We start from the raw sequence: 23,929 nt of genomic DNA, 5'->3' as shown, positions 1-23,929 counted from the left end.
GTGGGGGGATCAACGATGCTGACGGCCGGCCAGGGCGTGCGCGATGCCGGCCGTGCTCGGGTAGAGCTGCCGGTAGAGGCGGTAGAGCTGGTCGTACTGGGTGACCGCGTCCGGCCGCGGGGTCACCAGGTGCCGGACGGGGTTCCACGTGTCGATCGACGCCTCACCGACGAGCCGGGCGGCCAGGAAGGCGCTGCCGTACGAGGCTCCGATCGAGGTGGCGCGCACTTCCTGGGGTGTGCCGGTGATGTCGGAGACGATCTGCGTCCACAGACCGCCCTGGGTGCCGCCGCCGACGGCGACGATGCGCCGGATGTCGCCACCGGCCGCCCGCATGGTCTCGATGTTGTGTCGTACGGCGAAGCCGGTGGCCTCCAGCGCCGCCCGGTAGAGGTCGCCTCGGGTGTGGGAGAGGGTGAGCCCGGCGATCACGCCTCTGGCCTGGGGGTCCATGACCGGGGTGCGCTCTCCGGCGAAGTAGGGCAGCATCAGCAGCCCGTTGGCGCCGATGCCGGACGCGTCGGCCTCCTGGAGCAGCTCCTGGTAGGCGCCGCCGAACAGGTCGCGCAGCCAGGCGGTGATCGCGCCGGAGGTGGCCATGCCGCCGGCCAGGTTGTAGGTGCCGGGCAGGGCGCCGACGGTCCCCCACAGGCCGGGCCAGGTCCGGTGTTCCGGCGTGGTGTGGACCAGGAACATGGTCGTGCCGTACATGAGCATGAGATCGCCCGGGTGGTGGGCGCCGACGCTGAGCGCCTCGGCCCAGGCGTCGACCGTCCCGATGATCACGGGGATGCCTTCCGGGAGATCGGTTTCCCGGGCGGCCTGCCGGGTGAGCGTCCCCGCGGGCTCGCCCGGCCAGCGCAGCGGGGGCAGCTCGATGCCCGGCGCGATCGTGTCCGCCCACGGCCGGTGCCAGTCGAGGCGGCCGACGTCGTAGAGCGGCGTGCACTGGCTGGCCGAGTGGTGGTCGAGCACGTACGCCCCGGTGAGCCTGCGCACCAGCCACGAGCTGGGCATGTACAGCCGCCGCGCCTTCGAGTAGAGCTCGGGCTCCTCGTCGGCCACCCATGCGATCTTCGCGCCCGCCGCCTGGCTCGACAGGTCGGAGCCGCCCCTGCTGCGGATCTCCTCCGCTCCGAGCTCGCGTTCGAGCCTGGCGATCTGGGCGGTGGAGCGGGTGTCGACGCCGTAGAGGATGGCGGGCCGCACCGGGAGGTCGTTGGAGTCGGCGAGCAGGACGCAGGGCCCCATCCCGCTCACCCCGACCGCGACCACCTCGGCGTCCTGGCCCAGTTCGCGGGCCAGCTCGCGGAACTCCTCCCACCAGAGCCGCCCGTCCATCTCGAAGCGCCCGGGGCCGGGGCAGTCCACCGCGTGCTCACGGACCGCTGACCGCATCAGCGTGCCGTCCAGGCCGACCAGCACTCCCTTGCTGCTGGACGTCCCGATGTCGACCCCGAGCACGACGGGCACAGACATGCGCACCCCTGAGAAATCGATTGCTGATTGCCCAGAAGGTAATGAACGCAGCCACCTGAGTCAATGGTGTCGGCGGCAGTTCGCTGGGGTCAGCGACAGTTCGCTGGTGCAGCGACAGTCGATGGGGTCAGCGGCGGGAGCTCTCGCGGACGTGCAGCTGGGTGTGCAGGGTGACGCTGCTGGCCGGGCGGGACGGCTCGGCGATCCGCTCGGCCAGCAGCAGGGCGGCGGTACGGCCCAGCTCGTAGGTGGGCTGCCCCACGGTCGTCAGCGACGGCCTGACCAGATGCGCCCACGGGATGTTGTCGAAGCCGACCACGCCGACCTCCTCGGGGATGCGCACCCCCTGGTCGACCAGGCACTCCACGGCGCCGACCGTCATCAGGTTGTTGGCGGCGAACACGGCGTCCGGCGGGGAGTCCTGCCGCAGCAACGCCTCCATCGCCGCATATCCGCCTTCCTCCCGGAAGTCGGCATATCTGATCAGCTCTTCCCGTACGGCACGGCGGTGCCCGCGCAGCGCACGCTGGTAGCCGCGCAGCCGCTGGGCGGCCGTCGACAGCCTGCGCGGCCCCGTGATGCAGGCGATGCGCTCGTACCCCGAGTCGATGAGGTGAGCGGTGGCCAGCTCGGCGCCGTGCTCGTTGTCCACCAGCACGGTGTCGACGGCGATGCCGCGCAGCTGCCGGTCGATGACCACCACCGGCACCCGGGCGTCGACCAGCCGGTTGACATGCGTGGCCCGCCCGGACGGTGAGATGATCACACCGGCCATCTGGTCGTCCAGCGCGGCGGAGACGTACTTGCCCTCCTTGGCGGGGTCCTCGTCGCTGTTGCACAGCACGACCGAGAAACCGGCTTTCTGAGCGACGTCCTCCACGCCCCTGACCATCGCGGTGAAGAACGGGTTGCCCACGTCGGAGATGATGACGGCCCACAGCGTGGTCCGGCTCTTGCGCAGGTTGCGGGCCACGGCGTTGGGGCGGTACTCGAGCTCGGTCAGGGCCCGCCTGACCCGCTCGGCCAGCACCGGATCCACGTTCGGCCGGCCGTTCACCACCCGCGAGACCGTCGCGGCGGACACCCCCGCGTGCCGAGCCACATCGTAGATCGTCGTCATCCTGTCCCCGTTTCGGATCCTCTGGAGGGAAAGAGTAGCTGCAATCGATTCCTCACAGCAGATCCGTGCGCTCTCCGGGACTTGGGGAGGCCCCGTGCGGCCCCATCGGGCCCGGGACGCGGAGGTGCCGGAGGTCCTCAGCGGGCCCGGGGTCGCCGGAGGTTGCGGGTGCCAAGAACTCGGCCGCCCTATGCGACCTGCGCGTATTCGTGGATCAGCCCGCCGAGGCGGTCACGTCGGATGACCTTGATATCGCCCTCGACCGGGTCGGTAAGGGCTCGCAGCGGAGCGGCCTGGCCCAGGGAGCGATACGGGCGATGCTCATTGAAGTGGGTCTCGTAGATGGCCCCGCTCCCCGTCACCGGATCAGCCTCACCTGGCCCGGCCTCGGGCGAGCCGATCGTCATGCCGTGGGTGCGCGCCAGCCGTGTCACGTGCTCCCATTCGGCTTCGGCCAACGCGAGCGCGTCGGCGTCATCGCCATGGCGGGCCGTCTCCAACGCCGTGCTCGCCCGGCGTGCCCGCTGTCTGACCGCCGCAGCGAAAGACCCGCTCACAGCACCCCTATCCGTCGAGCAGCCCTATCCGTCGAACGGTGAGCTTTGATCCGGCCGTGGCGGCGGAGTTAGGCTGAAGGTTCTCCCAGTAACTGGGAGGTGCGGCCAGAATGACACAGCAGTACCTCGCCGGCGAACTGTCGCTGCTCTTGGGGCGCTTGCAGACCGCCACCGCGAACGACGTGTCCGCGCGGGCGGTGGGTCGGCTGCGCCACGAGGCCGAGACCCAGCCGATCATCGCCCTGACGCTGGTAGCACGCCGAGCCTTGGCGCTGACCGACACACTGTGCTGGGAATCGCTGGCGCGTCAGGACCCTGCGGCCTTCATCCGACAGGCGGAGATCAGCGCGGCCCTGCACGAACTCGGCGTCTGCGCCGGCTGGCTGGAGCAGGACTGACCGCTGATCACGATGCGACAGATGCCGGCCCTAGTTTCAACGGAGGTTCAGCGATGACGACACAGCAGCCCTCCGAGTCCCAGATCGCCGTGCACTGGCGAGAGGAGGAGTACTACCAGCCCCCGAGCAGGTTCATCGGGCAGGCCAACGCCTCTGATCCGGTCATCATCGAGCGTTTCAGCGAAGCGCATTTCCCCGAGTGCTTCAAGGAATACGCCGACCTGCTGGACTGGGACACCTACTGGCACACCACGCTGGACACAGCCAATCCGCCGTTCTGGAAGTGGTTCGTCGGTGGGCGGCTGAACGCCTGCTACAACTGCGTCGACCGGCACCTGGCCATCGACCGCAACAAGGCCGCGCTCATCTGGGTGCCCGAACCGGAGTCCGAGCAAACGCAGGCGATCACCTACCAGGAGCTGTACCAGCGGGTCAACGAGTTCGCCGCGCTCCTTCGCGACTTCTGCGGGCTGAACGTCGGCGACCGTGTCACCTTCCACCTGCCGATGGTGCCCGAGCTGCCGGTCTCCATGTTGTCGTGCGCCCGCGTCGGTGTGATCCACTCGGAAGTGTTCGGTGGTTTCAGTGGCGTGGCGTGCGGGGACAGGATCGCCGATTCCGGCAGCCGCGTCCTGGTGACGATGGACGCCTACCATCGCAACGGCGAACTGGTCGACCACAAGGCCAAAGCCGACGAGGCGGTAGAGGCGGCGAGCAAGCTCGGCGTCCAGGTCGACAAGGTGCTCGTCTGGCGCCGCTACCCAGGCCGCAGTTCCTCGCCGACGCCCATGGTGGCCGGGCGTGACTTCTTCGTCGACGAGCTGCTGGCAGCCTTCCACCGGCAGCGGGTCGAGCCCGTCTCCATGCCCGCCGAGGCACCGCTGTTTCTCATGTACACCAGCGGCACCACCGCCCGCCCCAAAGGCTGCCAGCACAGCACCGGCGGCTACCTGGCCTACGTGACCGGCACCGCGAAGTACTACCAGGACATCCATCCCGAGGACACCTACTGGTGTATGGCCGACATCGGGTGGATCACCGGCCACTCCTACATCGTCTACGGCCCGCTGTCCCTCGGGACGACCAGCGTGATCTACGAAGGCGTGCCGACCTACCCGGACGCGGGACGCCCATGGCGCATCGCCGAGCAGCTCGGTGTCACCATCTTCCACACCGCGCCCACCGCGATCCGCATGCTGCGCAAGCTCGGCCCGGACGAGCCGCACAAGTACGGCTACCGCTTCAAGCACATGACCACCGTCGGTGAGCCGATCGAACCGGACGTATGGCGATGGTATTTCCACACCGTCGGCAAGGGCGAAGCGGTCATCGTCGACACCTGGTGGCAGACGGAGAACGGCGGCTTCCTGGCCAGCACGCTGCCCGCCGTCCATCCGATGAAGCCCGGCAGCTGCGGACCCGGCGTCCTGGGCATCTACCCGGTCATCTACGACGAGGACCGCAACGTGATCGAAGCGGGCAGCGGGACAGCGGGCAACATCTGCATCCGCAACCCCTGGCCCGGCATCTTCCAGACGATCTGGGGCCAGCCCGAACGGTTCGTCGAGCTCTACTACAGCAAGTACAACACCGATCCCGAAAGCAAGGACTGGCGCGACTGGCCCTACCTTGCCGGGGACGGCGCCACGCTCGGCGCCGACGGCTACTTCCGCATCCTGGGCCGCATCGACGACGTTATCAACGTGGCCGGGCACCGGCTCGGTACCAAGGAGCTGGAATCGGCAGCCATCACCGTCGCACAGGTTGCCGAGGCGGCCGCCGTCCCCGTCATGGACGAGTTGCGCGGGCGGGCGGTGGAAATCTATATCGCCCTCAAGCCCGGCATCACCAGCAGCAAGGAGATAGAGGAGAAGGTCGTCGAGTCGATCGAGAACCAGATCGGCAAGATCGCCCGGCCGAAGAACGTGTGGATCGTCGCCGACATGCCCAAGACCCGCTCTGGCAAGATCATGCGCCGAGTCATCGCGTCGATCTCCAACTTCGCTGACGTCGGTGACATCACCACGCTGGCCAACCCGGAGATCGTCGACGACATCCGCCACCAGGTCCAGCGCGCGAAGAGCGAACGCGGGGAAGCACCCCGCGAACTGTCAGCAGAGGAGCTGGAAGAGCTGAACGCCTTCGGGCAGAGCGGCTGAGGTTGTCACCGACCCCCGGATCGGGTGGGGGATCCGCGTCAGGGGGTTCACGAATGGCGCCGGTCCGGGGTGGAGTGAACCCAGGGAGGATCGCTTCCCGCGATTCCTGTGTGATCCTTTCCCGGTCTTTGGAGGTTGCCTCTATCCCCCCTTCCGGCGATCTTGCGGCCGTCTCCCACCCGAGCGGCACCACGTAGATCAAAGAGACGTCGGCGCCCCGCAGGTAGCGCACCGTCGAACGTCGCCACCACTGATCAAGCGAGGATACGCAGGCTTGCAGCCCAGCATGGCGATGGACGGGGGTTCGTCAGCTCTGTGTGAAGGCGAGCGGGACACTGGCGATGCCGCGGTGCAGGCGTTCACCCCACCGCTGATGCTGCTGGGCACGGTCGTCACCGCGGTGGAGGCCACGGGCCGACGCATCCAGTCCACCTGACCGTCCAGATCCGACACGAGCTCACCGGGAGTAGACGGCCTCCGGCATGTCCGGCGGGCCCGCCGGTTCTTGCGGCTCTTTCCTGCCGGAGATCTGTCAGCACGGGCATCCAGGGACTTTCGTCCCTGGAACGACGGCCTTCGGCCCCATCCCCGACGCGCCGCCGCCGATTAGCGTGAAGCGAACCAGCCCCCGTGACGACTTGCGGAGAGAACGGTCGTGTCCGCAGAACAGACGACGGTGCGCTCCCCGAGTCACCGCCCGCTCCCGAAGCCGGGTCCCAGCGCCGCGCGGCTGCGAGCCCGCCCGGCCGTGGGGCGGTTGCCCATGCTGGCCGGCGCCGCCTGCGCCCTGCTCGCCGGCCTCTACGGGGGTCTTGCACTCTTGCTGCCCGCATCCCCCGCGCCCGAGGCGCTGACCCGCGAGCACGGGCCGCTGATGGCGTTGGGTTTCCTTGGCACGCTGATCAGTCTGGAACGCGCGGTGGCGCTGCGCCGATCGTGGGGCTACCTCGCCCCCGCGCTGTCGGCGCTGGGTGCGCTCTGCCTGGCCGCCGGCGCCGAGCTGCCAGGACGGCTGGCGCTGACCACCGGCGCGGGCTGGCTGGCGGGGGTCTACCTGACGCTGCTGCGGCGGCGGCTGAGCCGTGAGACGCTCATGCAGCTGGGCGGCGCGCTGGCCTGGTACGCCGGTGGGCTGCTGTGGCTGGCCGGCCGCCCGGTGCCTGAGCTGGTCGCCTGGTTCGCCGCCTTCCACGTTCTGACGATCGCCGGGGAGCGGCTGGAACTGGCCCACGTGGGCGATCTGCGGCCCGGCGCGGCACACGCTTTGACCGCCGCGGCTGCGCTGCTCGGCGCCGGTGCTGCCTGCTCGGTGTGGCAGCCCGCCGCGGGCGCGCGGGTCACCGGGACGGGCCTGCTGGTGGTGGCCGGCTGGCTGGCCTGGCACGACGTCGCCCGGCGTACGGTGCGCGGGCGGGGGCTGCCCCGGTATGCGGCCGTGTGCCTGCTGACCGGGTACGGCTGGCTGGCGACGGCCGGAGCGCTGTGGGCGACCACGGGCCTGGCGGCCGGCTCGTACCTGTACGACGCGGCGCTGCACGCGCTGTTCCTGGGCTTCGTCATGTCGATGGTGTTCGGGCACGCCCCGGTGATCCTTCCCGCCGTGCTGCGGATCCGCCTGCCGTACCACCCGGTGCTGTACGCGCCGGTGGCGCTGCTGCACGCATCCGTGGCGGTCCGCGTGGGGGGCGACCTCGCCGCCGCCGGCCGCATGCGCACGGTGGGGGGACTGCTCGCCGAGGTCGCCCTGCTCATGTTCGCCGGCTGCGCCGCCGCAATGGCGCTCCGCCATACGACTGGAAGGAAACCGCGGTGACACCGGTCGAGGTACATATCGAGAAGGGCCCGCCCGAACGACCCGCTGTGCCCGTGCGCCGCCGCTCCTCCTGGCATCTGCGGGCCAACGCGCTGGTGGTGGCCTGGCTGGCCCTGACGGTCGCCGCCGCCTTGATGGGGGAAGCGCTGCCGGCGCCGCGCTGGCTGCTGGTCCACGTCTTCCTGCTGGGGGCGGTGAGCACCGCCATCCTGATCTGGAGCGAGCACTTCACCATCGCGCTGCTGCGCGCCCGCACCCCGGAGCCGCGCTGGAGCCTGACCCGGCTGGGCCTGCTCAACGCCGCCACCGTGGCCGTGCTGTTCGGGGTGGCGGCCGGACCCTGGCCGGTGGCGGCGGGCGGAGCGGCCGTGGTCGTGGCGGTCGCGGTGTGGCACGCCGCTGCCATGGTCGGGATGGTACGGCGGGCGCTGCCTGGCCGGTTCGGCCACGTCATCGCCTGGTACGTGTGCGCGGCCGGCGCGCTGGCAGCCGGCGCCGCCCTGGGCGGGCTGCTGGTCTCCCCCGCCGGCCACGGTCTCCTGCACGAGCGGCTGCACGCCGCGCACGCCCAGGTGAACCTGCTCGGTTGGGTCGGCCTGACCGTGCTCGGCACCCTGTTCACGCTCTGGCCGACGGTGCTGCGCACTCGCATGTCGGACCGGACCCGCAGAGCCTCCCTCGCCGGCCTGCGGCTGGCCGTACCCGGCCTGGTGCTGATGACCGGCGGCCTGCTGGCGGACCTACGCTGGGTCGCCGCGGCGGGACTGGCGGCGTACGCGGCCGGCGCGCTCGCGGCGCTGCTACCGCTGGCCGAGGCCCTGCGCCGACGCCGCCCGCACACCGGCGCGGCCTGGATGCTGGGGGCCGGCGTCGTCTGGTTCGAGATCACTCTCACAGCCGACGTGGTGATCGTCGCCACCCGGCCGACGAGCGCGGTGGCCCCCGCGCTGGAACCGCTGCTGCCGCTGGTGCTGGCCGGGTTCGTCGCCCAGGTGCTGCTGGGATCGCTGCTCCACCTGCTCCCCGCCGTGCTGGGCGGCGGACCGGCCCGTTTCAAGCAGAACATGGCACTGCTGGAACGCGGCTGGCCGGTCCGGCTGGCGGCGTTCAACCTCGGCGTGCCGCTGCTGGCGCTGCCGGTGCCGGAGCCGCTGAATCTGCTGGGCTGGGCGCTGGTACTGGCACCGGCCGCGGTGTTCGTCGTGCTGGCCGTGGCGGCGCTGCTCCGGACCTGGGCCGCCGGGCACCCGACGTCCCGGGCAGGCAGAGCGATCGCCTCGCCCGTGCTGGCCGGAGTGGCCGCCGGATGCCTGCTGACGGCCGCCGCGGTCGTCGTGGCGACGGCCGGCGGCTCCCAGGCGGGACAGACCGTCACCGCCACGGGCGCCAGAACGGTCGAGGTGACCCTGTCGGGCATGCGCGTGCGACCGGCCGTGATCGAGGCCCCGCCTGGCACCGTGCTGACGCTGCGCGTCACCAACACCGACGCCCAGCGGCACGACCTGCGGCTGGCCACCGGCGAGCGCACCCCGACGCTGGCGGCAGGGCAGCGCGCCACGCTGAGGCTCGCCCCGCTCGGTGGGACGGTCGACGGCTGGTGCACCGTGGCAGGGCACCGCGCCGCGGGCATGACGATGCGCATCGTCCCGGCCGGTGCCGTGGCCGGTCCAGACCATGGCACCGGCGTCGGGCACGGGGCACACGGCGCCACAGGGCAGTCGCCGACCGGCACCGGGCACAGCTCGGCGACCGGTGACGGCCGGCCAGGGCTGGACCTGGCCGCGCCGATGTCGCCGACGTGGAAGCCGTACGACGCGGCGCTGAGGCCCGCACCCGGCGGCAGCGAGCACGCCGTTGAGATCCGCGTCGACGACCGCGTGGTCGAGGTCGCGCCCGGGGTGCGGCAGCGGATGTGGACGTTCGGCGGGACCGTGCCAGGACCGGTACTGCGCGGCAGGGTCGGTGACGTGTTCACCGTCACGTTCGTCAACGGCGGCACCATGGGGCACGGCATCGACTTCCACGCCGGCGCCAACGCCCCCGACAAGGTGATGCGCACCATCGAGCCGGGGCAGCGCCTAACCTACCGGTTCCGGGCCGAGCACGCCGGGGCCTGGCTGTATCACTGCTCGACCATGCCGATGAGCCAGCACATCGCGAACGGCATGTACGGGGCGGTGGTCATCGACCCGCCCGACCTGGCACGTGTCGACCGCGAGTACCTGCTGGTCTCCGGAGAGCTGTACCTCGGTGAGCCGGGAACCGACGCCCAGGTCGTCAAACTGCGTGAGGGACGTCCCGACGGCTGGATGTTCAACGGCACCGCCGCCGGCTACGACCATGCCCCGCTGGCGGCCAAGGCCGGCGAGCGGGTGCGGATCTGGGCCGTGGCGGCCGGACCGAGCTCCGGTACGGCGCTGCACGTCGTCGGCACGCCGTTCGACACCGTCTACAAGGAGGGCGCCTACCTGCTGCGCGCCGGCGATCCGGGCGGGGCGCAGGTGCTGGACCTGGCGCCGGCGCAGGGCGGCTTCGCCGAGTTGGTCTTCCCCGAGCCGGGCAGCTACCCGGTTGTCGACCACACGATGCGCCACGCCGAGGCCGGCGCGCACGGCCTGTTCACGGTGGGCACGCGGTGACCTGGTGGACGGGGGTGCGTTTCCCCCACGTGCTGTCGGCGGCGCTGTGGGTCGGCGGGCAATTGACGGTGTCGCCGGTGGTGCTGCCGCCGGCCCGGTCCCGGCAGACTTCGGGCCTTTCGGAACCCGAGAGTGGGACCAAAGACCCTGACAGGTCCCTGATGTCGGCCGCAAGGATCGAGATGTCCCACTGGGCATCCGGCGCCGACACGGATCGGCGGGTAGTGCACCGGGTCGAACAGGCGCATGGTCTCCCGCGCGGATCAATGGTCACGAAAACGCCGATGGAGGGCATGTCCGGTTCGACATGTGAGATGAGGAGTCATGCGTATGGCGGGTATGGACGGTCCGGTCAGTGACGCCCTGCTGAAACTGGGCCGGCATCTGCGGTCCGGCTCCGTCTCTGACGATCTGAGGACCCTGCACCAGATCGGCGGCCGCCAAGGCGACGTTTTCTACCGCGACCGGTGGAGTCACGACAAGGTGGTGCGCTCCACCCACGGCGTCAACTGCACGGGCTCGTGCTCGTGGAAGGTGTACGTCAAGGACGGTGTGATCACCTGGGAGGCGCAGCAGACCGACTACCCGAGTGTGGGCGGCGACCGGCCGGAGTACGAGCCGCGCGGCTGCCCGCGCGGCGCCGCGTTCTCCTGGTACACCTACTCCCCCACCCGGGTGCGCTTCCCGTACGCCCGTGGCGTGCTGGTGGAGATGTACCGCGAGGCGAAGGGGCGGCTGGGCGACCCGGTCGCGGCCTGGGCGGAGATCACCACGGACCCGGGCAAGCGCCGCCGCTACCAGACGGCACGCGGCAAGGGCGGCTTGGTGCGCGTCACCTGGGACGAGGCATGCGAGATCATCGCCGCGGCGCACGTGCACACCATCAAGACCTACGGTCCCGACCGGGTGGCCGGCTTCTCGCCGATCCCGGCCATGTCGATGGCCTCGCACGCGGTGGGCGCCCGGTTCATCTCGCTGATCGGCGGGGCGATGCTGTCGTTCTACGACTGGTACGCCGACCTGCCGGTGGCCTCCCCGCAGGTGTTCGGCGACCAGACCGATGTGCCGGAGTCGGCCGACTGGTGGGATGCCGCCTACCTGATGCTGTGGGGCTCGAACGTGCCGGTCACCCGCACGCCCGACGCCCATTACATGGCCGAGGCTCGCTACCGGGGCCAGAAGGTGGTCGTGCTCTCCCCTGACTACAACGACGCCGCCAAGTTCGCCGACGAATGGCTGGCCCCGCACCCGGGCACTGACGGCGCGCTGGCCATGGCCATGGGACACGTGATCCTCAAGGAGTTCTTCGTCGACCGGCCGACGGCGTACTTCACCGACTACGTCAAGCGCTTCACCGACCTGCCGTTCCTGGTGCGGCTGCGCGAGCGGGACGACGGCGGATACGTGCCGGACAAGTTCCTCACAGCGGCCGATCTCGGCCAGGACGGGCAGGAGGCGGCGTTCGCCACGGTGCTACTGGACGCGCGGACCGGCGAGCCAGTCGTGCCGAACGGCTCGCTCGGCTTCCGCTACTCCGAGCAAGGCCAGGGCCGCTGGAACCTCGACCTCGGCGACGTGGACCCACTGCTCACCGCCATGGGACAGGAGGCAGTGCCGGTCGCGCTGCCTCGCTTCGACGGCCACGGCGACGGCGTGCTGGAGCGCGGCGTGCCGGTGCGACAGGTCGGCGGTCACCTGGTCACCACGGTGTTCGACCTGATGCTCGCCCAGTACGGCGTGGCCCGCGGAGGGCTGCCGGGCCGATGGCCGTCCGGCTACGGCGACGCGGCCGAGCCGTACACGCCCGCCTGGCAGGAGGCCATCACCTCCGTCCCGGCCGCCGCGGCGACCCGCATCGCGCGGGAGTTCGCCCGTAACGCCGAGGAGTCAGGCGGCCGATCCATGATCATCATGGGGGCGGGGACGAACCACTGGTTCCACTCCGACACGATCTACCGCTCGTTCCTCGCGTTGACCACGCTGACCGGCTGCCAGGGCGTCAACGGCGGCGGCTGGGCGCACTACGTCGGCCAGGAGAAGTGCCGGCCGATCACCGGCTGGGCTCAGCTCGCCTTCGGCCTGGACTGGTCGCGCCCGCCACGGCAGATGATCGGCACCGCCTACTGGTACCTGCACACCGACCAGTGGCGCTATGACACCTACTCGGCCGACGTCGTCTCCTCGCCGCTCGGCGACGGCGCGTTCGCCGGCAAGGCCACCGCCGATCTGCTGTCGCAGTCGGCGCGGCTGGGCTGGATGCCGTCGTACCCGACGTTCGACCGCAACCCGCTGGACCTGGCCGACGAGGCCGCGGCCGAGGGCCGGGAAGCCGGACCGTACATCGCCGAGCAGGTCTCCGCAGGCCGGCTCGGGTTCGCCTGCGAGGATCCCGACGCGCCGGCGAACTGGCCACGTGTGCTGACGGTGTGGCGGGCCAACCTGCTCGGCTCCTCAGCCAAAGGCAACGAGTACTTCCTGCGCCATCTGCTGGGCACCGACTCGGCCGTCCGCGCCGAGGAGGCTGCGCCCGGGCAGCGGCCGGAGAGCCTGGCCTGGCCGCAGGAGGCGCCCAGGGGCAAGCTCGACCTGCTGCTGTCGCTGGACTTCCGGATGACCTCCACCACGCTGTTCTCCGACATCGTGCTGCCGGCCGCCACGTGGTACGAGAAGCACGACCTGTCCTCCACCGACATGCACCCCTTCGTGCACGCCTTCACCCCGGCGATCGACCCGCCCTGGCAGACCCGCACCGACTTCGTCGCCTTCCACGCCATCGCTCGCGCCTTCAGCGACCTCGCGAAGACCCACCTGGGCACCCGCACGGACGTGGTGGCCGTGCCGCTGCTGCACGACACGCCCGACGAGCTGGCCACCCCGCACGGGCGGGTGCGTGACTGGCGCGCGACGGGCCAGGCACCCACGCCGGGCGGTGACTTCCCCAAACTCGTCACGGTGGAGCGCGACTACGGGGCGATCGCGGAGAAGATGGCCGCCCTCGGCCCGCTGCTGGAACAGCTCGGCGCCACCACCAAGGGGCTGACGTTCGACGTCTCCGGCGAGATCGAACGGCTGGGCCGGATGAACGGCATCGTCCGCGGCGGCGTCGCCGAGGGCCGTCCATCCCTGGTCCGCGACGTCGACATGTGCGAGGCCATCTTGGCCCTGTCGGGCACCACGAACGGGCACCTGGCCGCCCAGGGCTTCGCCACGCTGGCTCGCCGCACCGGGACGGCCTTCGATGGGCTGGCCGACGAGCACAAGCAGATCACCTTCGCCGACACACAGGCCCGCCCGGTCCCGGTGGTCACATCGCCGGAATGGTCGGGCAGCGAGAGCGGCGGGCGCCGCTATTCGGCGTTCACCATCAACGTCGAGCACCGCAAGCCCTGGCACACGCTCACCGGGCGCCAGCACTTCTACCTCGACCACGACTGGATCCACGAGGCAGGGGAGGCGCTGCCGGTCTACCGGCCGCCACTCAACATGACGGCGTTGTTCGGCGAGCCCGGCATCGGTGAGGGCGGCGAGCAGGGCATCACGGTGCGTTATCTCACCCCGCACTCCAAGTGGTCCATCCACTCCGAATACCAGGACAACCTCCTGATGCTGACCCTGTCACGGGGCGGGCCGACCATCTGGATGTCCCCGGCCGACGCGGCCAAGGCGAAGATCGGCGACAACGACTGGGTGGAGGCGGTCAACCGCAACGGCGTGGTGGTGGCCCGTGCGGTCGTCTCGCACCGGATGCCCGAAGGGACCGTGTACATGTACCACGCCCAGGAACGCGTCGTGGACGTGCCCAAAGCCGAGGCTTCCGGGCGGCGCGGCGGCATCCACAACTCGCTCACCCGGCTCCTGGTCAAACCCACCCACCTCATCGGTGGGTACGCCCAGCTGAGCTTCGCCTTCAACTACCTCGGGCCCACCGGCAACCAGCGCGACGAGGTCACCGTGATCCGCCGTCGCAGCCAGGAGGTGGATTACTGATGCGGATCATGGCGCAGCTGGCCATGGTGATGAACCTGGACAAGTGCATCGGCTGCCATACCTGCTCGGTCACCTGCAAGCAGGCCTGGACCAACCGGGCCGGAACCGAGTACGTCTGGTTCAACAATGTCGAGACCCGCCCCGGCCAGGGCTATCCGCGCACCTACCAGGACCAGGACAAGTGGAAGGGCGGCTGGGAGCTGAACCGGCGCGGCCGGCTGCGGCTGAAGGCGGGCGGGCGGCTGCGCAAGCTGCTCACCATCTTCGCCAACCCGCTCATGCCCTCGATCCAGGACTACTACGAGCCCTGGACCTACGACTACGACCGGCTGTTCTCCGCGCCCGCCACCGAGGACACGCCCGTCGCCCGTCCGAAGTCGCTGATCAGCGGCGAGCCGACGAAGATCAGCTGGAGTGCGAACTGGGACGACAACCTGGCCGGCGCCCCGGAGCTGGCCCCGGCCGACCCGGTGCTGCGCAAGGTGTCGGACCAGGTGAAGCTGGAGTTCGAGCGGGCGTTCATGTTCTACCTGCCGCGCATCTGCGAACACTGCCTCAACCCTTCATGCGTGGCCTCCTGCCCGTCCGGCGCGATGTACAAGCGCTCCGAGGACGGAATCGTCCTGGTCGACCAGGACCGCTGCCGCGGCTGGCGGATGTGCGTGACCGGCTGCCCGTACAAGAAGGTCTACTTCAACCACCGCACCGGCAAGGCCGAGAAGTGCACCTTCTGCTACCCGCGGGTCGAGGTCGGCATCCCGACCGTCTGCTCGGAGACGTGCGTGGGCCGGCTGCGCTACATCGGACTGATCCTCTACGACGCCGACCGCGTCGCCGAGGCCGCCTCCGTCCCGGACGAGAAGGACCTGTACGAGGCGCACAAGAGCGTGCTGCTGGACCCGCACGACCCCGAGGTGATCGCCGCCGCCCGCGCCGCCGGCATCCCCGAGGACTGGCTGGAGGCGGCACGCGACTCCCCCATCCACAAGCTGATCTTCGAGTACGGCGTGGCCCTGCCGCTGCATCCGGAGTACCGCACGATGCCGATGGTCTGGTACATCCCGCCGCTGTCGCCCGTGGTGGACGTGCTCGCCGGTACCGGCCACGACGGCGAGGACGCCGCGAACCTGTTCGGCGCGATCGACGCCCTGCGGATCCCGATCGGCTACCTGGCCGAACTGTTCACCGCCGGCGATGCCGAGCCGGTGCGGGCTGTGCTGCGCCGTCTGGCCGCGATGCGCTCCTACATGCGCCGCCTCAACCTCGGCCAGGACGCCGACGAGTCGATCGCCGCCGCCGTGGGGATGAGCGGCGGGCAGGTCGAGGGCATGCACCGGCTGCTCGCCCTTGCCCCCTACGGCGAGCGGTACGTCATCCCCAAGGCGCACGCCGAGCAGGGCGCGGAGCTGGAGGAACTGGCCACCGGCTGCAGCCTCGACTACGAGGGCGGCCCGGGCATGGGCGGCCCGTTCGGCGAGGCGTCCGGCATGCCCGCTCCGGTGGCGGTGGAGAACTTCCACGCGCTGCGAGAACGGCAGTCGGGTGAGGACCTCAGCGACGCCGGCGAGCTGCGCGGCCGCATCAACCTCCTCAACTGGGATGGCAAGGGCACCCCCGACGGACTGTTCCCGAAGAGGAACGGGGGTCCTTCCTCCGACCACGGAACGAAGGAGCGATCATGAAGGCTCTGGACGAGGGCCGGCTGCGCACCGCCCACATGATCGCGTCGGTGCTGCTCGGCTACCCCGACGACCGGTTGTACGGCTCCCGGCAGGTGTTGACCGAGGCGGTGGCCGCGCTCCCCGCCGGAGAGGTCCGCGACCGGCTGACCGCCTTCCTCGACCACGCCGCCGTGACCGCCCAAGCCGACCTGGCCGCCCACTACGTGGCGACCTTCGACCTCAAGCGGCGCTGCTGCCCCTACCTGACGTACTACGCCTACGGCGACACCCGCAAGCGCGGCGGGGCGCTGCTGCGCTTCAAGCACGCACTGCGTGCAGCGGGTTTCGAGCTTGCCGACGGCGAGCTGCCCGACCATGTGGCGGTGGTGTGCGAGCTGTCGGCCCGCGGCGCCGTGCGGGAGGCCCGGCGCCTGCTGCAGGAACACCGGTCCGGCCTGGAGCTGCTGCGCACGGCGCTGGAGGACGAGCGCTCGCCGTACGCCGACGTGGTGGCCGCCGTTGCGGCCACGCTGCCCCCGGCCGGGCGGCGCGAGAAGGAAGCCGCACTGCGCCTGGCGGCCGAAGGACCGCCGGTCGAAGAGGTCGGACTGGAACCCTACGCCGTCATGGAGGCATCCCGGTGAACGCCATCGACATTCTGCTGTGGGTGGTGGCACCGTACGTGGCGCTCACCGTGTTCGTGCTCGGGCACATCTGGCGCTACCGCTACGACAAGTTCGGCTGGACCACCCGCTCCTCACAGATGTACGAGTCGCGGCTGCTGCGCATCGGCAGCCCGCTGTTCCACTTCGGCATCCTGGTCGTGCTGCTCGGCCACATCGGCGGCCTTGTGATCCCCAAGAGCTGGACCGAGGCTGCGGGCGTGAGCGAGCACACCTACCACATCGCCGCTGTCGTGCTGGGCACCATCGCCGGCATCGCCACCCTCGGCGGCCTGGCGATCCTCATCTACCGCCGCCGCACCGTCGGCCCGGTGTTCACCGCCACCACCCGCAACGACAAGCTCATGTACGCCGTCCTCGCCCTGGTCGTCGTGCTCGGCCTGGCCGCCACCGTCGCCGCCAACATCATCGGCGGCGGGTACGACTACCGCACCACCATCTCGCCCTGGTTCCGCTCGATCTTCTACCTCCAGCCCGACCCCGAGCTGATGGCCGGGGCGCCGCCACTGTTCCAGCTGCACGCGCTCAGCGCCCTGCTGCTGTTCGCCCTCTGGCCCTTCACCCGGCTGGTGCACATGCTCACCGCCCCGATCGGCTACCTGACCCGGCCCTACATCGTCTACCGCAGCCGAGACCAGCACCCCAGAACCCGGCCGATCCGTCGAGGCTGGGAACCCACCAGCCGTCCATGAACCCCGTCCATGAACCAAGGTCGTGAGGGCATCGCCTGCGCACGGCCTGCTACTTGCTCCTCTTCCAGGTGCTCACCGAACGCGAGGAGAAGAACAGCGTGGCCATCGTCTCCAACGAGTCCTTCTCTGGCTGGACCCGCACCTTCACCGACCCACGTCTCTGCGCCGCGATCGTCGACCGCCTCGCCTTCGCCGGCAACCTCCTCGAAACCGGCACCGACTCCTACCGCCTGGCCCAGACCCGTGCCCGAGCAGAACAGACAGGCTGACCCGAGCTCGGTCCGTCCCGATCGCGGATTCCCCTCCCCGTCACAACCGCGCGATCATGCAGCCAGGGAGGGGCCTGCAACAGCCTCGAAATCAGGACGTGTGCGGCCGATGAGCTCGAATGGCTAGGACCCAGGGGACGGGTTCGGTTCTGGGCTCGGTCACGCGGCTAATGGCCAGGCCGGCTTCGAGGAAAGCATTCAACAGGTCGGGCAGAGTCTGGTGGCGCATGCCGACGCGGCGCCTGATGTTGTTGCCCCACCACGGTGCGTCGTGGTGCCAGCCCGTCGCCCGATAGACCGGATGGACGATGCGGGCGCCGTCCTCGCGGGTCTGGGTGTGGGGGCCGTTGAAGCACGGATGGACGCCGTAGTAGGCCAGCAGGCCCCCGGGGGTCAGCACTCGCGCTGCTTCCTTCACGACAGCGGCGAAGTCGTCGACGTCGCTGGAGACCCACAGCGCCGTGACGGCCGAAAAGACCCCATCGCCGAACGGCAGCGCGGCGGCGTCTGCCCTGACCAGCAGGTCGGCATCTCTACCTCGAGCGATCCGTAGCTGATCAGCGGAGTAGTCCAAGCCGACGACCTTACGGCCCGTCGACCGGATCGTCTCGAAATACTGGCCACCGCCACAGCCCAGGTCCAGGCAGAGACCATCACCAGGACCCATGAGCTCGCGGATCGCGTCCTGGTTCGCTGCCGCCGCGGGCGCGTTGTACTCCTCGTACCAGTCAGCCAGCCCGTCATACCGTGCGAAGGATGCCACTCCCAAGTGAACCTCCAAGAGGGCGTACAGGGCCTGGCTTGGCTCATCACCCAACAGTCACCGATCCCAGGCGGCAGGCCAAGAACGTTCGCTGAGGACGGACACCAGGCAGAGAGCAACGCCGCCAATCGACGGGCGCTGAAGAACTCACACGCAGAGTGACCGACCAGATAATCTCCCGCACTCCAGCGTGACTCTCAGTCTCATCGACATCTCAGCCGAGATGATCACTTGATGGCTCTCGAACTCGCTTACATCTGGCTCTGGGCTCCACCGGCATAGCCGACCTACGTTGAGCACCGAGACAAGCACGACGGCCGCTCCAGGTCCGACCCGGAGCGGCCGTTCCTTCGCCGTGCGGCTCGCACCTCCCGTGGACTCCGGTTCTCACCCGGTGAATTCGGCTACCCACGTCTCGCGCAAGGTGCGCTCGTCGGGCGGCTGGTCCCCATAGTCGTCGGCCACCATCACGATCCGAAAGCCCGCCGCCTCCAGAGCGGCGCGCACTTCGTCGTGAGCGAACCAGCGTTGGGTGTGCTGCTCACAGACACGCCGGTAGAGACCGTTCTCCGGAACGAACAGCGAGATGAGATAGTCGCAGCGCCCGGTCTCGGGGTCGTGGCGAGTGCGCCAGACGTAGGCGAGATCCTCTCGGTCGTCGCCGGTTCCCGTGGCTGTCGCCAGCGCGTACCGGGTGGTGAGGTCGAAGACGAACACCCCGCCGGGGCGAAGCCCTTCCGCCACCATTTGTACTGCAGCCTCGAACTGGCCCTCCTCGAGGAGGTAGTTGAGGCTGTCTGCGCAGCACATCACCCCGTCGAAGGAGTCAGCGCGAATCGCTCCCGGTGCCGGGAGGACGGCGTGTATCAGCTCGGTGCCGGGCAAGGTCCGCTCGTGGGCGACGGCCAGCATGGCAGGCGACCCATCCAGGCCGGTCATGCGGTAGCCGTACCCGGACAGCATCCGGGTCATCGTGCCGGTGCCGCAGCACAGGTCCAGCACGTCGTGCACCGGGATGCGGGCCTCCGTGAAGCGTGCATGCGCGAAGTCGCGCCAGCACTCGTACGGCGTGCCGGACATCCAGCGGTCGTAGAACAGTGCCATCGACTCGTACGGCTGAGCGGCTTCCATCAGCGCGGTCGCGAGGCGTAGGGGAGCAGGGCCATCTCGCGGGCGTTCTTGATGGCCTTGGCGAGCTGTCGCTGCTGCTGGACGGTGACTCCGGTGACGCGGCGGTTGCGGATCTTGCCGCGGTCGGAGATGAATCTGCGCAGCAGGTCGGTGTCCTTGTAGTCGATATGGTTCACGCCGAGCAGCGGGTTGGTCTTCTTGCGGGGCGGGCGGCGGGTTTTCACGCGGGAGTCTCCTTGAGGTCGAGCACGAAGGCGAAGGGATCCTGGTAACCGGCCCAGACGTCGGAGCCGGCCAGCGCCTCCTGTTCGGTGAGGAGGCAGGAGTCCAGGAGTGACAGGATGCGGTCCCGGTCGAGGTCGGGGCCGGTGAAGACGAGGTGCTGGACGCGGTCGCCGAGGATGTCGTTCCAGTCCAGGGCGGCGGCCATCCGCCGGGCTGGGCTCTCCAGTTCCCACGCCGCCTCCGGCAGGGTGACCAGCCACGGCCCGGCGTCCTCGACGGAGACGATGCCTGCCACGGCGTCCCAGGCGAGCAGCCGCTCGTGCCGGTTGGCCAGCCAGAACCTGCCGCGGCTGCGGACGGTCTCGGTGACCAGCTCGTCGACGGCGTCGAAGAACCGCCGCGGGTGCAGGGGGCGTAGCCGGTGCCAGACGACGGTGGAGATCTCCCCGGTCTGGGCGTCACACGGCAGCTGGGCGGTCGCGGGGTCGACGCGGGCGGCGAGCGTCTCCACGTCGACTCCCGCGCCGGTGACCGACGGCAGTGCCAGGCCGAGCACGTCGGCGGGCGTGGTGGGGGTGAGGTGGCCGAGCACGGTGAGCGCGAGCTCGACGTCCTCCTCACCCGAGCCGGACACGACGACGCCGGTGGCGTACTCGATCTGCCGGGCGAGCACCTCGGCCAGGTACCGCTCGTCTCCCGCGGCGGCGGGCTTGCCGCGGTCGGCCAGATGCTCGTCGCAGCAGAGGTCCTCGGTCAGGCCGGCGGCGTCCACTGCGGTCAGCACTCCGGTCAGGCGCAGGACGTTCACCGTGTCCTCGTGCCAGGCGAGGGCTTCGGCGACGGCTCGCGGCTCCACCGAGTCCCACAGGTCCGCGATCAGTAGCGACGCCGAGCTGGTGCGGGAGAGCAGTTGGGGGATCAGGTCCTCGCGCACGGTGCACGTGACGCAGCCGTGCGCGAGCCGTACCTCCTGCAGGTCCAGCACCCCCGTCGCGTCGCGCACGACGCGCCGCACGCGCCCGGTGGTCACCTCCTCCAGGTCGTGGTGGATCGCCACCGAGCCTGGATGCTCGGCGAGCAGGCGATCCACCAGGGCCGACCGCGCCGCGGCATACAGCCCTGCGACGATGACGACGGGGACGGACATGAAAACTCCTTTGCTGACGGATCGGTCAGGGCGTGATGAGGCCGCGCTCGTAGGCGCGGACGAGCCTGCGCGGCACCAGCAGTTCACGCCCGGCGACGGTGATCGGGACGAGCTCGGGGGCGGTGGCCTTCCACTGGGAGCGGCGGTGGCGGGTGTTGCTCCGGGAGGTCCTGCGTTTGGGGACTGCCATGTGTTTGCTCCTACCAGCTGGACTTGGTGACGCCGGGGAGCTCTCCCCGGTGGGCCATCTCGCGGAACCGGATCCGGGAGAGCCCGAACGTGCGCAGGTGGCCGCGCGGACGTCCGTCGACGGAGTCGCGGTTGCGTACGCGGGTGGCGCTGGCGTCGCGCGGCTGGCGGCTCAGCTCCCGCACGGCCCGCGCCCTCTCCTCGGCAGAGCCGGTGCGGATGATCTCCTTGAGCACGGCCCGTCGCTCCGCATAGCGGGTGACGGTGGCCTTGCGCCGCTCGTTGGCCGCGATCTTGCTCTTCTTGGCCATCAGATCCGCTCTCCCCTGGCACGGATGCGGGCCACGGCCCGCTCGATGCCGATCTTGTCGACCGTTTTGACGGCTCTGGCGCTCAGCGTCAGCCGTACGTAGCGGCCTTCGCTGGGCAGCCAATAGCGCCGGCGCTGAATGTTGGGGTTCCACCGGCGGCGGGTGCGCCGATGGGAGTGGGAGACGTTGTTGCCGAACACCGGCTTGGTGCCGGTGAGCTGGCAGTGGGTAGACATGAGCTCTCGTTCCTGGAAGTGGGGTCAGGCCTTGCCGTAGCGCTGGTTGAACCGCTCGACCCGGCCTGCGGTGTCGAGCACCCGGCTCCGGCCCGTGTAGAAGGGGTGGCTGGCCGAGGAGACGTCGACGAGGGGGTAGGTGTTGCCGTCCACCCACCTGATCGTCTTGTCGCTCGTGACGGTGGATCGCGTCAGGAAGGCGAAATCCGCGCTCGGGTCGCGGAACACCACGGGGTGGTAATCGGGGTGGATGTCCTTCTTCATCGAGCTATCGGTCCTCTCGGAACGGCACGTGCCGGCGGATGATCGGGTCGTATTTACGCAGGGTGAGCCGGTCGGGGTCGTTGCGCCGGTTCTTACGGGTCACGTAGGTGTAGCCGGTGCCGGCCGTGGATCGCAGCTTGATCACCGGCCGTACGTCGTTTCTGGCCAACCGTCTTCACTCCCTCGTCGTGGATGGGTTGAGCCATGATAGCGATAACCGTTTTCATTTGCGAGAGGAGAGCCGGTGACAGCCCGCCTATCCGCCGCAGGCCTTCCCGCGACGCTGCTCGAACTCTGCCTGTCGAGAACTCCGTCCATGCAGTTCAAGCGGCATGTAGGTATTCGTGGAGAACTCCGCCGAGCCGGTCTCGTCGGCGACGTCGAGGTTGGCCAGCCTGGCTGGATCGGTGACGGGATCCGGGACGGCGCATAGTGGAGCAAGGCATGTGGACGCCTGTGAGCACCAGGTGGAAATCGGCGTCGGTGAGGATCTGCTGCATGAGGCACCATCGCTCACCCGAGCGCCTCCTGAGTCGTTCAGGCGATCAGGAATCTCGTGATGGACCTGGAGGACGTCGGCTGCCGGGCGCTATCCGATCTGAGATCGGGCCGGGAAGTTCCCGGCCCTCGTTTCAGGCGGTCAGGGCGGGTTCGAGCCGGGCCAGGCGGCTGGTGCGTTTCCGGTTCAGAGGGCGGCCGTTCCACCAGGCGTCCAGGCGGATCAGGTCGACGGCGACGGCGGAGACGATGTGTTCGAGGTGGACTTTCTCGATGCCGCGGTAGCCGGCGCGGCACAGGCCGGTGACCGTGACGGCTTGGTGGATGGTCGCTTCGATGACCTGTCGGCGGTCCCAGTCGATGGTGACGGCGGTGCGGTCGTAGCCGTTGCGGGTGCGGGCTTGGACGGAGTTGTCGGTCCGCAACGGGGTGATCAGGTTGATCTGGTGCTGCTCGCGGGCGGCGACGATGAGCTCGGCTGAGGAGTAGCCGGCATCCAGGTAGTGCTCGACGGGTAGCAGGTCGCGCCGGGCCAGGTGCTGGTGGATGGTGGCGGTCATCGCCATGTCGGGCACGGGGGCGTCGGTGGTGGCCATGTTCGTGATCAGGTTCGGCGGCCTCGTGCCGCGGTCGGTGGCTGCGCCGTCGGCGAGGATGTCTTGGGTGTCGGCTGCGGGGTGGCAGGTTTCACTGATGCCTCCATCCCGGCAGCCAGGACGAGCCGATGGTGGCTGCTGACACAACGGGCATGATCCAGGACAGGCACCATCAGATCACGAACCATACCCGCAAATCCGAGTTGACCAGCAGAGTCCTACACCGTCCCGCCGGCAGCCGCACGAGGCTCTCGCGCAACAGGGCGGAGTCCTCGGCCGGGATCACATGCATGGCAACTGCACCGTGATCGTGGTGGTCTCGCCGGCCGGGTTGGTCACGGTGAAACGGCCGTCCAGCGCGGCCACCCGCCGCGCCAGCCCTGACAGGCCACCGCCCGCCGGGTCCGCCCCGCCCACACCATCGTCGTGAACTCGAAGGTTGTCTCGCAAGAGGGGCAAGCGCCGCTCCCTCCCCGCGCCGTTCACGCCCCACTGCCTCAGCAGGTTGGGGCCGGCTCGTCCACCCGGAGGTGGAGCCCGTCGAGCATGACGGTTAGAAGCTGATCGCGGTGTGCGGGGGTCCGCTCCGCCGCCCAGGCGATTGATGCGATCAAGGAGAAAAGGGCTGAAGCGTCGATATCGGGCCGGATCGTCCCTGTGTGCTGAGCTCTGGCCAGTAGTTGCGCCCCAGCGGCCTTGATGGCCTGGCAGGTGGCGTGGAGTTCGGATGCGGGGTCGGCGAGGCTCTCGACGAGGGCGTCGACGAGGCCGCGATAGGTCATGGCGTGCTCGACCGCAGCCGTCAGCCAGGTGGCCAGGGCCTGGTGCGGGGATGGGGAGGCGAGCAGCTCATCTGAACGTGCGTTCAGGCCGCGCAGGCTCTCGCCCAGCAATGCCTCCAGCAGTGCCTGGCGGGTCGGGAAGTGCCGGTAGAGGGTCACGTTGCCGACGCCGGCGGTGCGCGCGATGTCGTTCAAGGAAGCGCCAACGCCGTGCTCGGCGAAAGCCGTCCGGGCGGCCGTCAGGAGCCGTTCGTAATTGCGTCGCGCATCTTTGCGCCCTACGGGCCGGGTCTGCGTTGATCGATCCGTCACGGGACTCCCCACACGGTT

At 69.8% G+C, this 23,929-nt stretch carries 24 protein-coding genes and 1 pseudogene; 10 read left to right on the top strand and 15 right to left on the bottom strand.

Going from position 1 to position 23,929, the window contains the following annotated elements:
• Window positions 1–9 precede the first annotated feature (9 nt).
• The 3 genes from ACFSKW_RS34800 to ACFSKW_RS34790 form a co-directional block, all read right to left on the bottom strand.
• Entirely contained in the window at window positions 10–1,479 is a 1,470-nt protein-coding gene (locus ACFSKW_RS34800; protein ID WP_379577132.1) for an FGGY-family carbohydrate kinase, read from the bottom strand.
• A gap of 127 nt (window positions 1,480–1,606) precedes the next feature.
• Window positions 1,607–2,599 (bottom strand): LacI family DNA-binding transcriptional regulator, encoded by a 993-nt coding sequence (locus tag ACFSKW_RS34795; protein WP_379577130.1) that lies wholly within the window; start codon window positions 2,597–2,599, stop codon window positions 1,607–1,609.
• Window positions 2,600–2,787: 188 nt separating this feature from the next.
• Window positions 2,788–3,099: a hypothetical protein gene (locus ACFSKW_RS34790; protein ID WP_379577128.1), complete on the bottom strand. Its 312-nt coding sequence runs from the start codon at window positions 3,097–3,099 to the stop codon at window positions 2,788–2,790.
• Between the two features lie 167 nt (window positions 3,100–3,266).
• Here ACFSKW_RS34790 and ACFSKW_RS34785 point away from each other — a divergent pair, with 167 nt between their 5' ends.
• The 10 genes and pseudogenes from ACFSKW_RS34785 to ACFSKW_RS34740 form a co-directional block, all read left to right on the top strand.
• On the top strand, window positions 3,267–3,554 hold the full coding sequence (locus tag ACFSKW_RS34785) for a hypothetical protein (RefSeq protein WP_379577126.1): 288 nt from the start codon (window positions 3,267–3,269) through the stop codon (window positions 3,552–3,554).
• A 53-nt stretch (window positions 3,555–3,607) separates the two neighbouring features.
• Entirely contained in the window at window positions 3,608–5,713 is a 2,106-nt protein-coding gene (gene acs / locus ACFSKW_RS34780; RefSeq protein WP_379577124.1) for an acetate--CoA ligase, read from the top strand.
• Window positions 5,714–5,987: 274 nt separating this feature from the next.
• Window positions 5,988–6,149, top strand: a complete 162-nt coding sequence (locus tag ACFSKW_RS34775) for a hypothetical protein (protein WP_379577122.1) — start codon at window positions 5,988–5,990, stop codon at window positions 6,147–6,149.
• A gap of 219 nt (window positions 6,150–6,368) precedes the next feature.
• The gene (locus ACFSKW_RS34770; protein WP_379577120.1) at window positions 6,369–7,526 is read left to right on the top strand and encodes a hypothetical protein; all 1,158 of its coding nucleotides are present in this window, start codon (window positions 6,369–6,371) and stop codon (window positions 7,524–7,526) included.
• Window positions 7,523–10,165, top strand: coding sequence for a multicopper oxidase domain-containing protein (locus tag ACFSKW_RS34765; protein ID WP_379577118.1), 2,643 nt, complete (start codon window positions 7,523–7,525; stop codon window positions 10,163–10,165). Before ACFSKW_RS34770 ends, ACFSKW_RS34765 begins: the two co-directional genes overlap by 4 nt.
• A 324-nt stretch (window positions 10,166–10,489) precedes the next feature.
• The gene (locus tag ACFSKW_RS34760; RefSeq protein WP_379577116.1) at window positions 10,490–14,152 is read left to right on the top strand and encodes a nitrate reductase subunit alpha; all 3,663 of its coding nucleotides are present in this window, start codon (window positions 10,490–10,492) and stop codon (window positions 14,150–14,152) included.
• A complete protein-coding gene (gene narH, locus ACFSKW_RS34755) occupies window positions 14,152–15,834 on the top strand; it encodes a nitrate reductase subunit beta (RefSeq protein WP_379577114.1) in 1,683 nt (560 codons plus the stop codon). The genes ACFSKW_RS34760 and narH overlap by 1 nt, the downstream gene beginning before the upstream one ends.
• Window positions 15,831–16,457, top strand: coding sequence for a nitrate reductase molybdenum cofactor assembly chaperone (gene narJ, locus ACFSKW_RS34750; RefSeq protein WP_379577112.1), 627 nt, complete (start codon window positions 15,831–15,833; stop codon window positions 16,455–16,457). Before narH ends, narJ begins: the two co-directional genes overlap by 4 nt.
• The gene (gene narI, locus ACFSKW_RS34745) at window positions 16,454–17,188 is read left to right on the top strand and encodes a respiratory nitrate reductase subunit gamma (RefSeq protein ID WP_379577110.1); all 735 of its coding nucleotides are present in this window, start codon (window positions 16,454–16,456) and stop codon (window positions 17,186–17,188) included. The genes narJ and narI overlap by 4 nt, the downstream gene beginning before the upstream one ends.
• A 56-nt stretch (window positions 17,189–17,244) precedes the next feature.
• A pseudogene (locus tag ACFSKW_RS34740) lies at window positions 17,245–17,457 on the top strand (ATP-binding protein); the annotation flags it as partial.
• A 91-nt stretch (window positions 17,458–17,548) separates the two neighbouring features.
• On the opposite strand, the gene ACFSKW_RS34735 reads toward ACFSKW_RS34740, so the two are convergent.
• The 12 genes from ACFSKW_RS34735 to ACFSKW_RS34680 all read right to left on the bottom strand — a co-directional run bounded on the left by ACFSKW_RS34735 (window position 17,549) and on the right by ACFSKW_RS34680 (window position 23,911).
• Window positions 17,549–18,220 carry a class I SAM-dependent methyltransferase gene (locus ACFSKW_RS34735; RefSeq protein WP_379577108.1) on the bottom strand — a complete coding sequence of 224 codons (672 nt, stop codon included), beginning with the start codon at window positions 18,218–18,220 and terminating at the stop codon, window positions 17,549–17,551.
• Between the two features lie 387 nt (window positions 18,221–18,607).
• Entirely contained in the window at window positions 18,608–19,324 is a 717-nt protein-coding gene (locus tag ACFSKW_RS34730; RefSeq protein WP_379577106.1) for a class I SAM-dependent DNA methyltransferase, read from the bottom strand.
• Window positions 19,325–19,350: 26 nt separating this feature from the next.
• On the bottom strand, window positions 19,351–19,575 hold the full coding sequence (gene rpsR / locus ACFSKW_RS34725; protein ID WP_379577104.1) for a 30S ribosomal protein S18: 225 nt from the start codon (window positions 19,573–19,575) through the stop codon (window positions 19,351–19,353).
• Window positions 19,572–20,723 (bottom strand): CobW family GTP-binding protein, encoded by a 1,152-nt coding sequence (locus ACFSKW_RS34720; protein ID WP_379577102.1) that lies wholly within the window; start codon window positions 20,721–20,723, stop codon window positions 19,572–19,574. Before ACFSKW_RS34720 ends, rpsR begins: the two co-directional genes overlap by 4 nt.
• Window positions 20,724–20,748: 25 nt before the next feature.
• Window positions 20,749–20,913 (bottom strand): 50S ribosomal protein L32, encoded by a 165-nt coding sequence (rpmF, locus tag ACFSKW_RS34715; RefSeq protein ID WP_379577100.1) that lies wholly within the window; start codon window positions 20,911–20,913, stop codon window positions 20,749–20,751.
• Window positions 20,914–20,923: 10 nt separating this feature from the next.
• Window positions 20,924–21,223 carry a 30S ribosomal protein S14 gene (gene rpsN, locus ACFSKW_RS34710; RefSeq protein ID WP_379577098.1) on the bottom strand — a complete coding sequence of 100 codons (300 nt, stop codon included), beginning with the start codon at window positions 21,221–21,223 and terminating at the stop codon, window positions 20,924–20,926.
• On the bottom strand, window positions 21,223–21,459 hold the full coding sequence (gene rpmB, locus ACFSKW_RS34705; RefSeq protein WP_379577096.1) for a 50S ribosomal protein L28: 237 nt from the start codon (window positions 21,457–21,459) through the stop codon (window positions 21,223–21,225). The genes rpsN and rpmB overlap by 1 nt, the downstream gene beginning before the upstream one ends.
• A gap of 24 nt (window positions 21,460–21,483) precedes the next feature.
• Window positions 21,484–21,723 carry a type B 50S ribosomal protein L31 gene (locus ACFSKW_RS34700; protein ID WP_379577094.1) on the bottom strand — a complete coding sequence of 80 codons (240 nt, stop codon included), beginning with the start codon at window positions 21,721–21,723 and terminating at the stop codon, window positions 21,484–21,486.
• A gap of 4 nt (window positions 21,724–21,727) precedes the next feature.
• Entirely contained in the window at window positions 21,728–21,892 is a 165-nt protein-coding gene (gene rpmG, locus ACFSKW_RS34695; RefSeq protein WP_379577092.1) for a 50S ribosomal protein L33, read from the bottom strand.
• A 463-nt stretch (window positions 21,893–22,355) separates the two neighbouring features.
• Complete coding sequence (locus tag ACFSKW_RS34690) at window positions 22,356–22,817, bottom strand: transposase (protein WP_379577090.1); 462 nt, start codon at window positions 22,815–22,817, stop codon at window positions 22,356–22,358.
• Between the two features lie 282 nt (window positions 22,818–23,099).
• On the bottom strand, window positions 23,100–23,276 hold the full coding sequence (locus ACFSKW_RS34685; RefSeq protein ID WP_379577088.1) for a hypothetical protein: 177 nt from the start codon (window positions 23,274–23,276) through the stop codon (window positions 23,100–23,102).
• Between the two features lie 38 nt (window positions 23,277–23,314).
• On the bottom strand, window positions 23,315–23,911 hold the full coding sequence (locus ACFSKW_RS34680; protein WP_379577086.1) for a TetR/AcrR family transcriptional regulator: 597 nt from the start codon (window positions 23,909–23,911) through the stop codon (window positions 23,315–23,317).
• Between the last annotated feature and the right edge of the window lie 18 nt (window positions 23,912–23,929).

It is taken from the genome of Nonomuraea mangrovi (assembly GCF_042681425.1).
Lineage (GTDB): Bacteria > Actinomycetota > Actinomycetes > Streptosporangiales > Streptosporangiaceae > Nonomuraea > Nonomuraea mangrovi.
This window is presented reverse-complemented; position numbering and strand designations above follow the sequence as displayed.

What these genes read in the sequence shown, in the direction of transcription:
- ACFSKW_RS34800 (WP_379577132.1), bottom strand. Translation starts at nt 1,479, where the DNA reads ATGTCTGTGCCCGTCGTGCTCGGGGTCGACATCGGGACGTCCAGCAGC.
- ACFSKW_RS34795 (WP_379577130.1), bottom strand. Translation starts at nt 2,599, where the DNA reads ATGACGACGATCTACGATGTGGCTCGGCACGCGGGGGTGTCCGCCGCG.
- ACFSKW_RS34785 (WP_379577126.1), top strand. Translation starts at nt 3,267, where the DNA reads ATGACACAGCAGTACCTCGCCGGCGAACTGTCGCTGCTCTTGGGGCGC.
- acs (WP_379577124.1), top strand. Translation starts at nt 3,608, where the DNA reads ATGACGACACAGCAGCCCTCCGAGTCCCAGATCGCCGTGCACTGGCGA.
- ACFSKW_RS34760 (WP_379577116.1), top strand. Translation starts at nt 10,490, where the DNA reads ATGCGTATGGCGGGTATGGACGGTCCGGTCAGTGACGCCCTGCTGAAA.
- narH (WP_379577114.1), top strand. Translation starts at nt 14,152, where the DNA reads ATGCGGATCATGGCGCAGCTGGCCATGGTGATGAACCTGGACAAGTGC.
- narJ (WP_379577112.1), top strand. Translation starts at nt 15,831, where the DNA reads ATGAAGGCTCTGGACGAGGGCCGGCTGCGCACCGCCCACATGATCGCG.
- ACFSKW_RS34730 (WP_379577106.1), bottom strand. Translation starts at nt 19,324, where the DNA reads ATGGCACTGTTCTACGACCGCTGGATGTCCGGCACGCCGTACGAGTGC.
- ACFSKW_RS34720 (WP_379577102.1), bottom strand. Translation starts at nt 20,723, where the DNA reads ATGTCCGTCCCCGTCGTCATCGTCGCAGGGCTGTATGCCGCGGCGCGG.
- rpmF (WP_379577100.1), bottom strand. Translation starts at nt 20,913, where the DNA reads ATGGCAGTCCCCAAACGCAGGACCTCCCGGAGCAACACCCGCCACCGC.
- rpsN (WP_379577098.1), bottom strand. Translation starts at nt 21,223, where the DNA reads ATGGCCAAGAAGAGCAAGATCGCGGCCAACGAGCGGCGCAAGGCCACC.
- rpmB (WP_379577096.1), bottom strand. Translation starts at nt 21,459, where the DNA reads ATGTCTACCCACTGCCAGCTCACCGGCACCAAGCCGGTGTTCGGCAAC.
- ACFSKW_RS34700 (WP_379577094.1), bottom strand. Translation starts at nt 21,723, where the DNA reads ATGAAGAAGGACATCCACCCCGATTACCACCCCGTGGTGTTCCGCGAC.
- ACFSKW_RS34690 (WP_379577090.1), bottom strand. Translation starts at nt 22,817, where the DNA reads ATGGCCACCACCGACGCCCCCGTGCCCGACATGGCGATGACCGCCACC.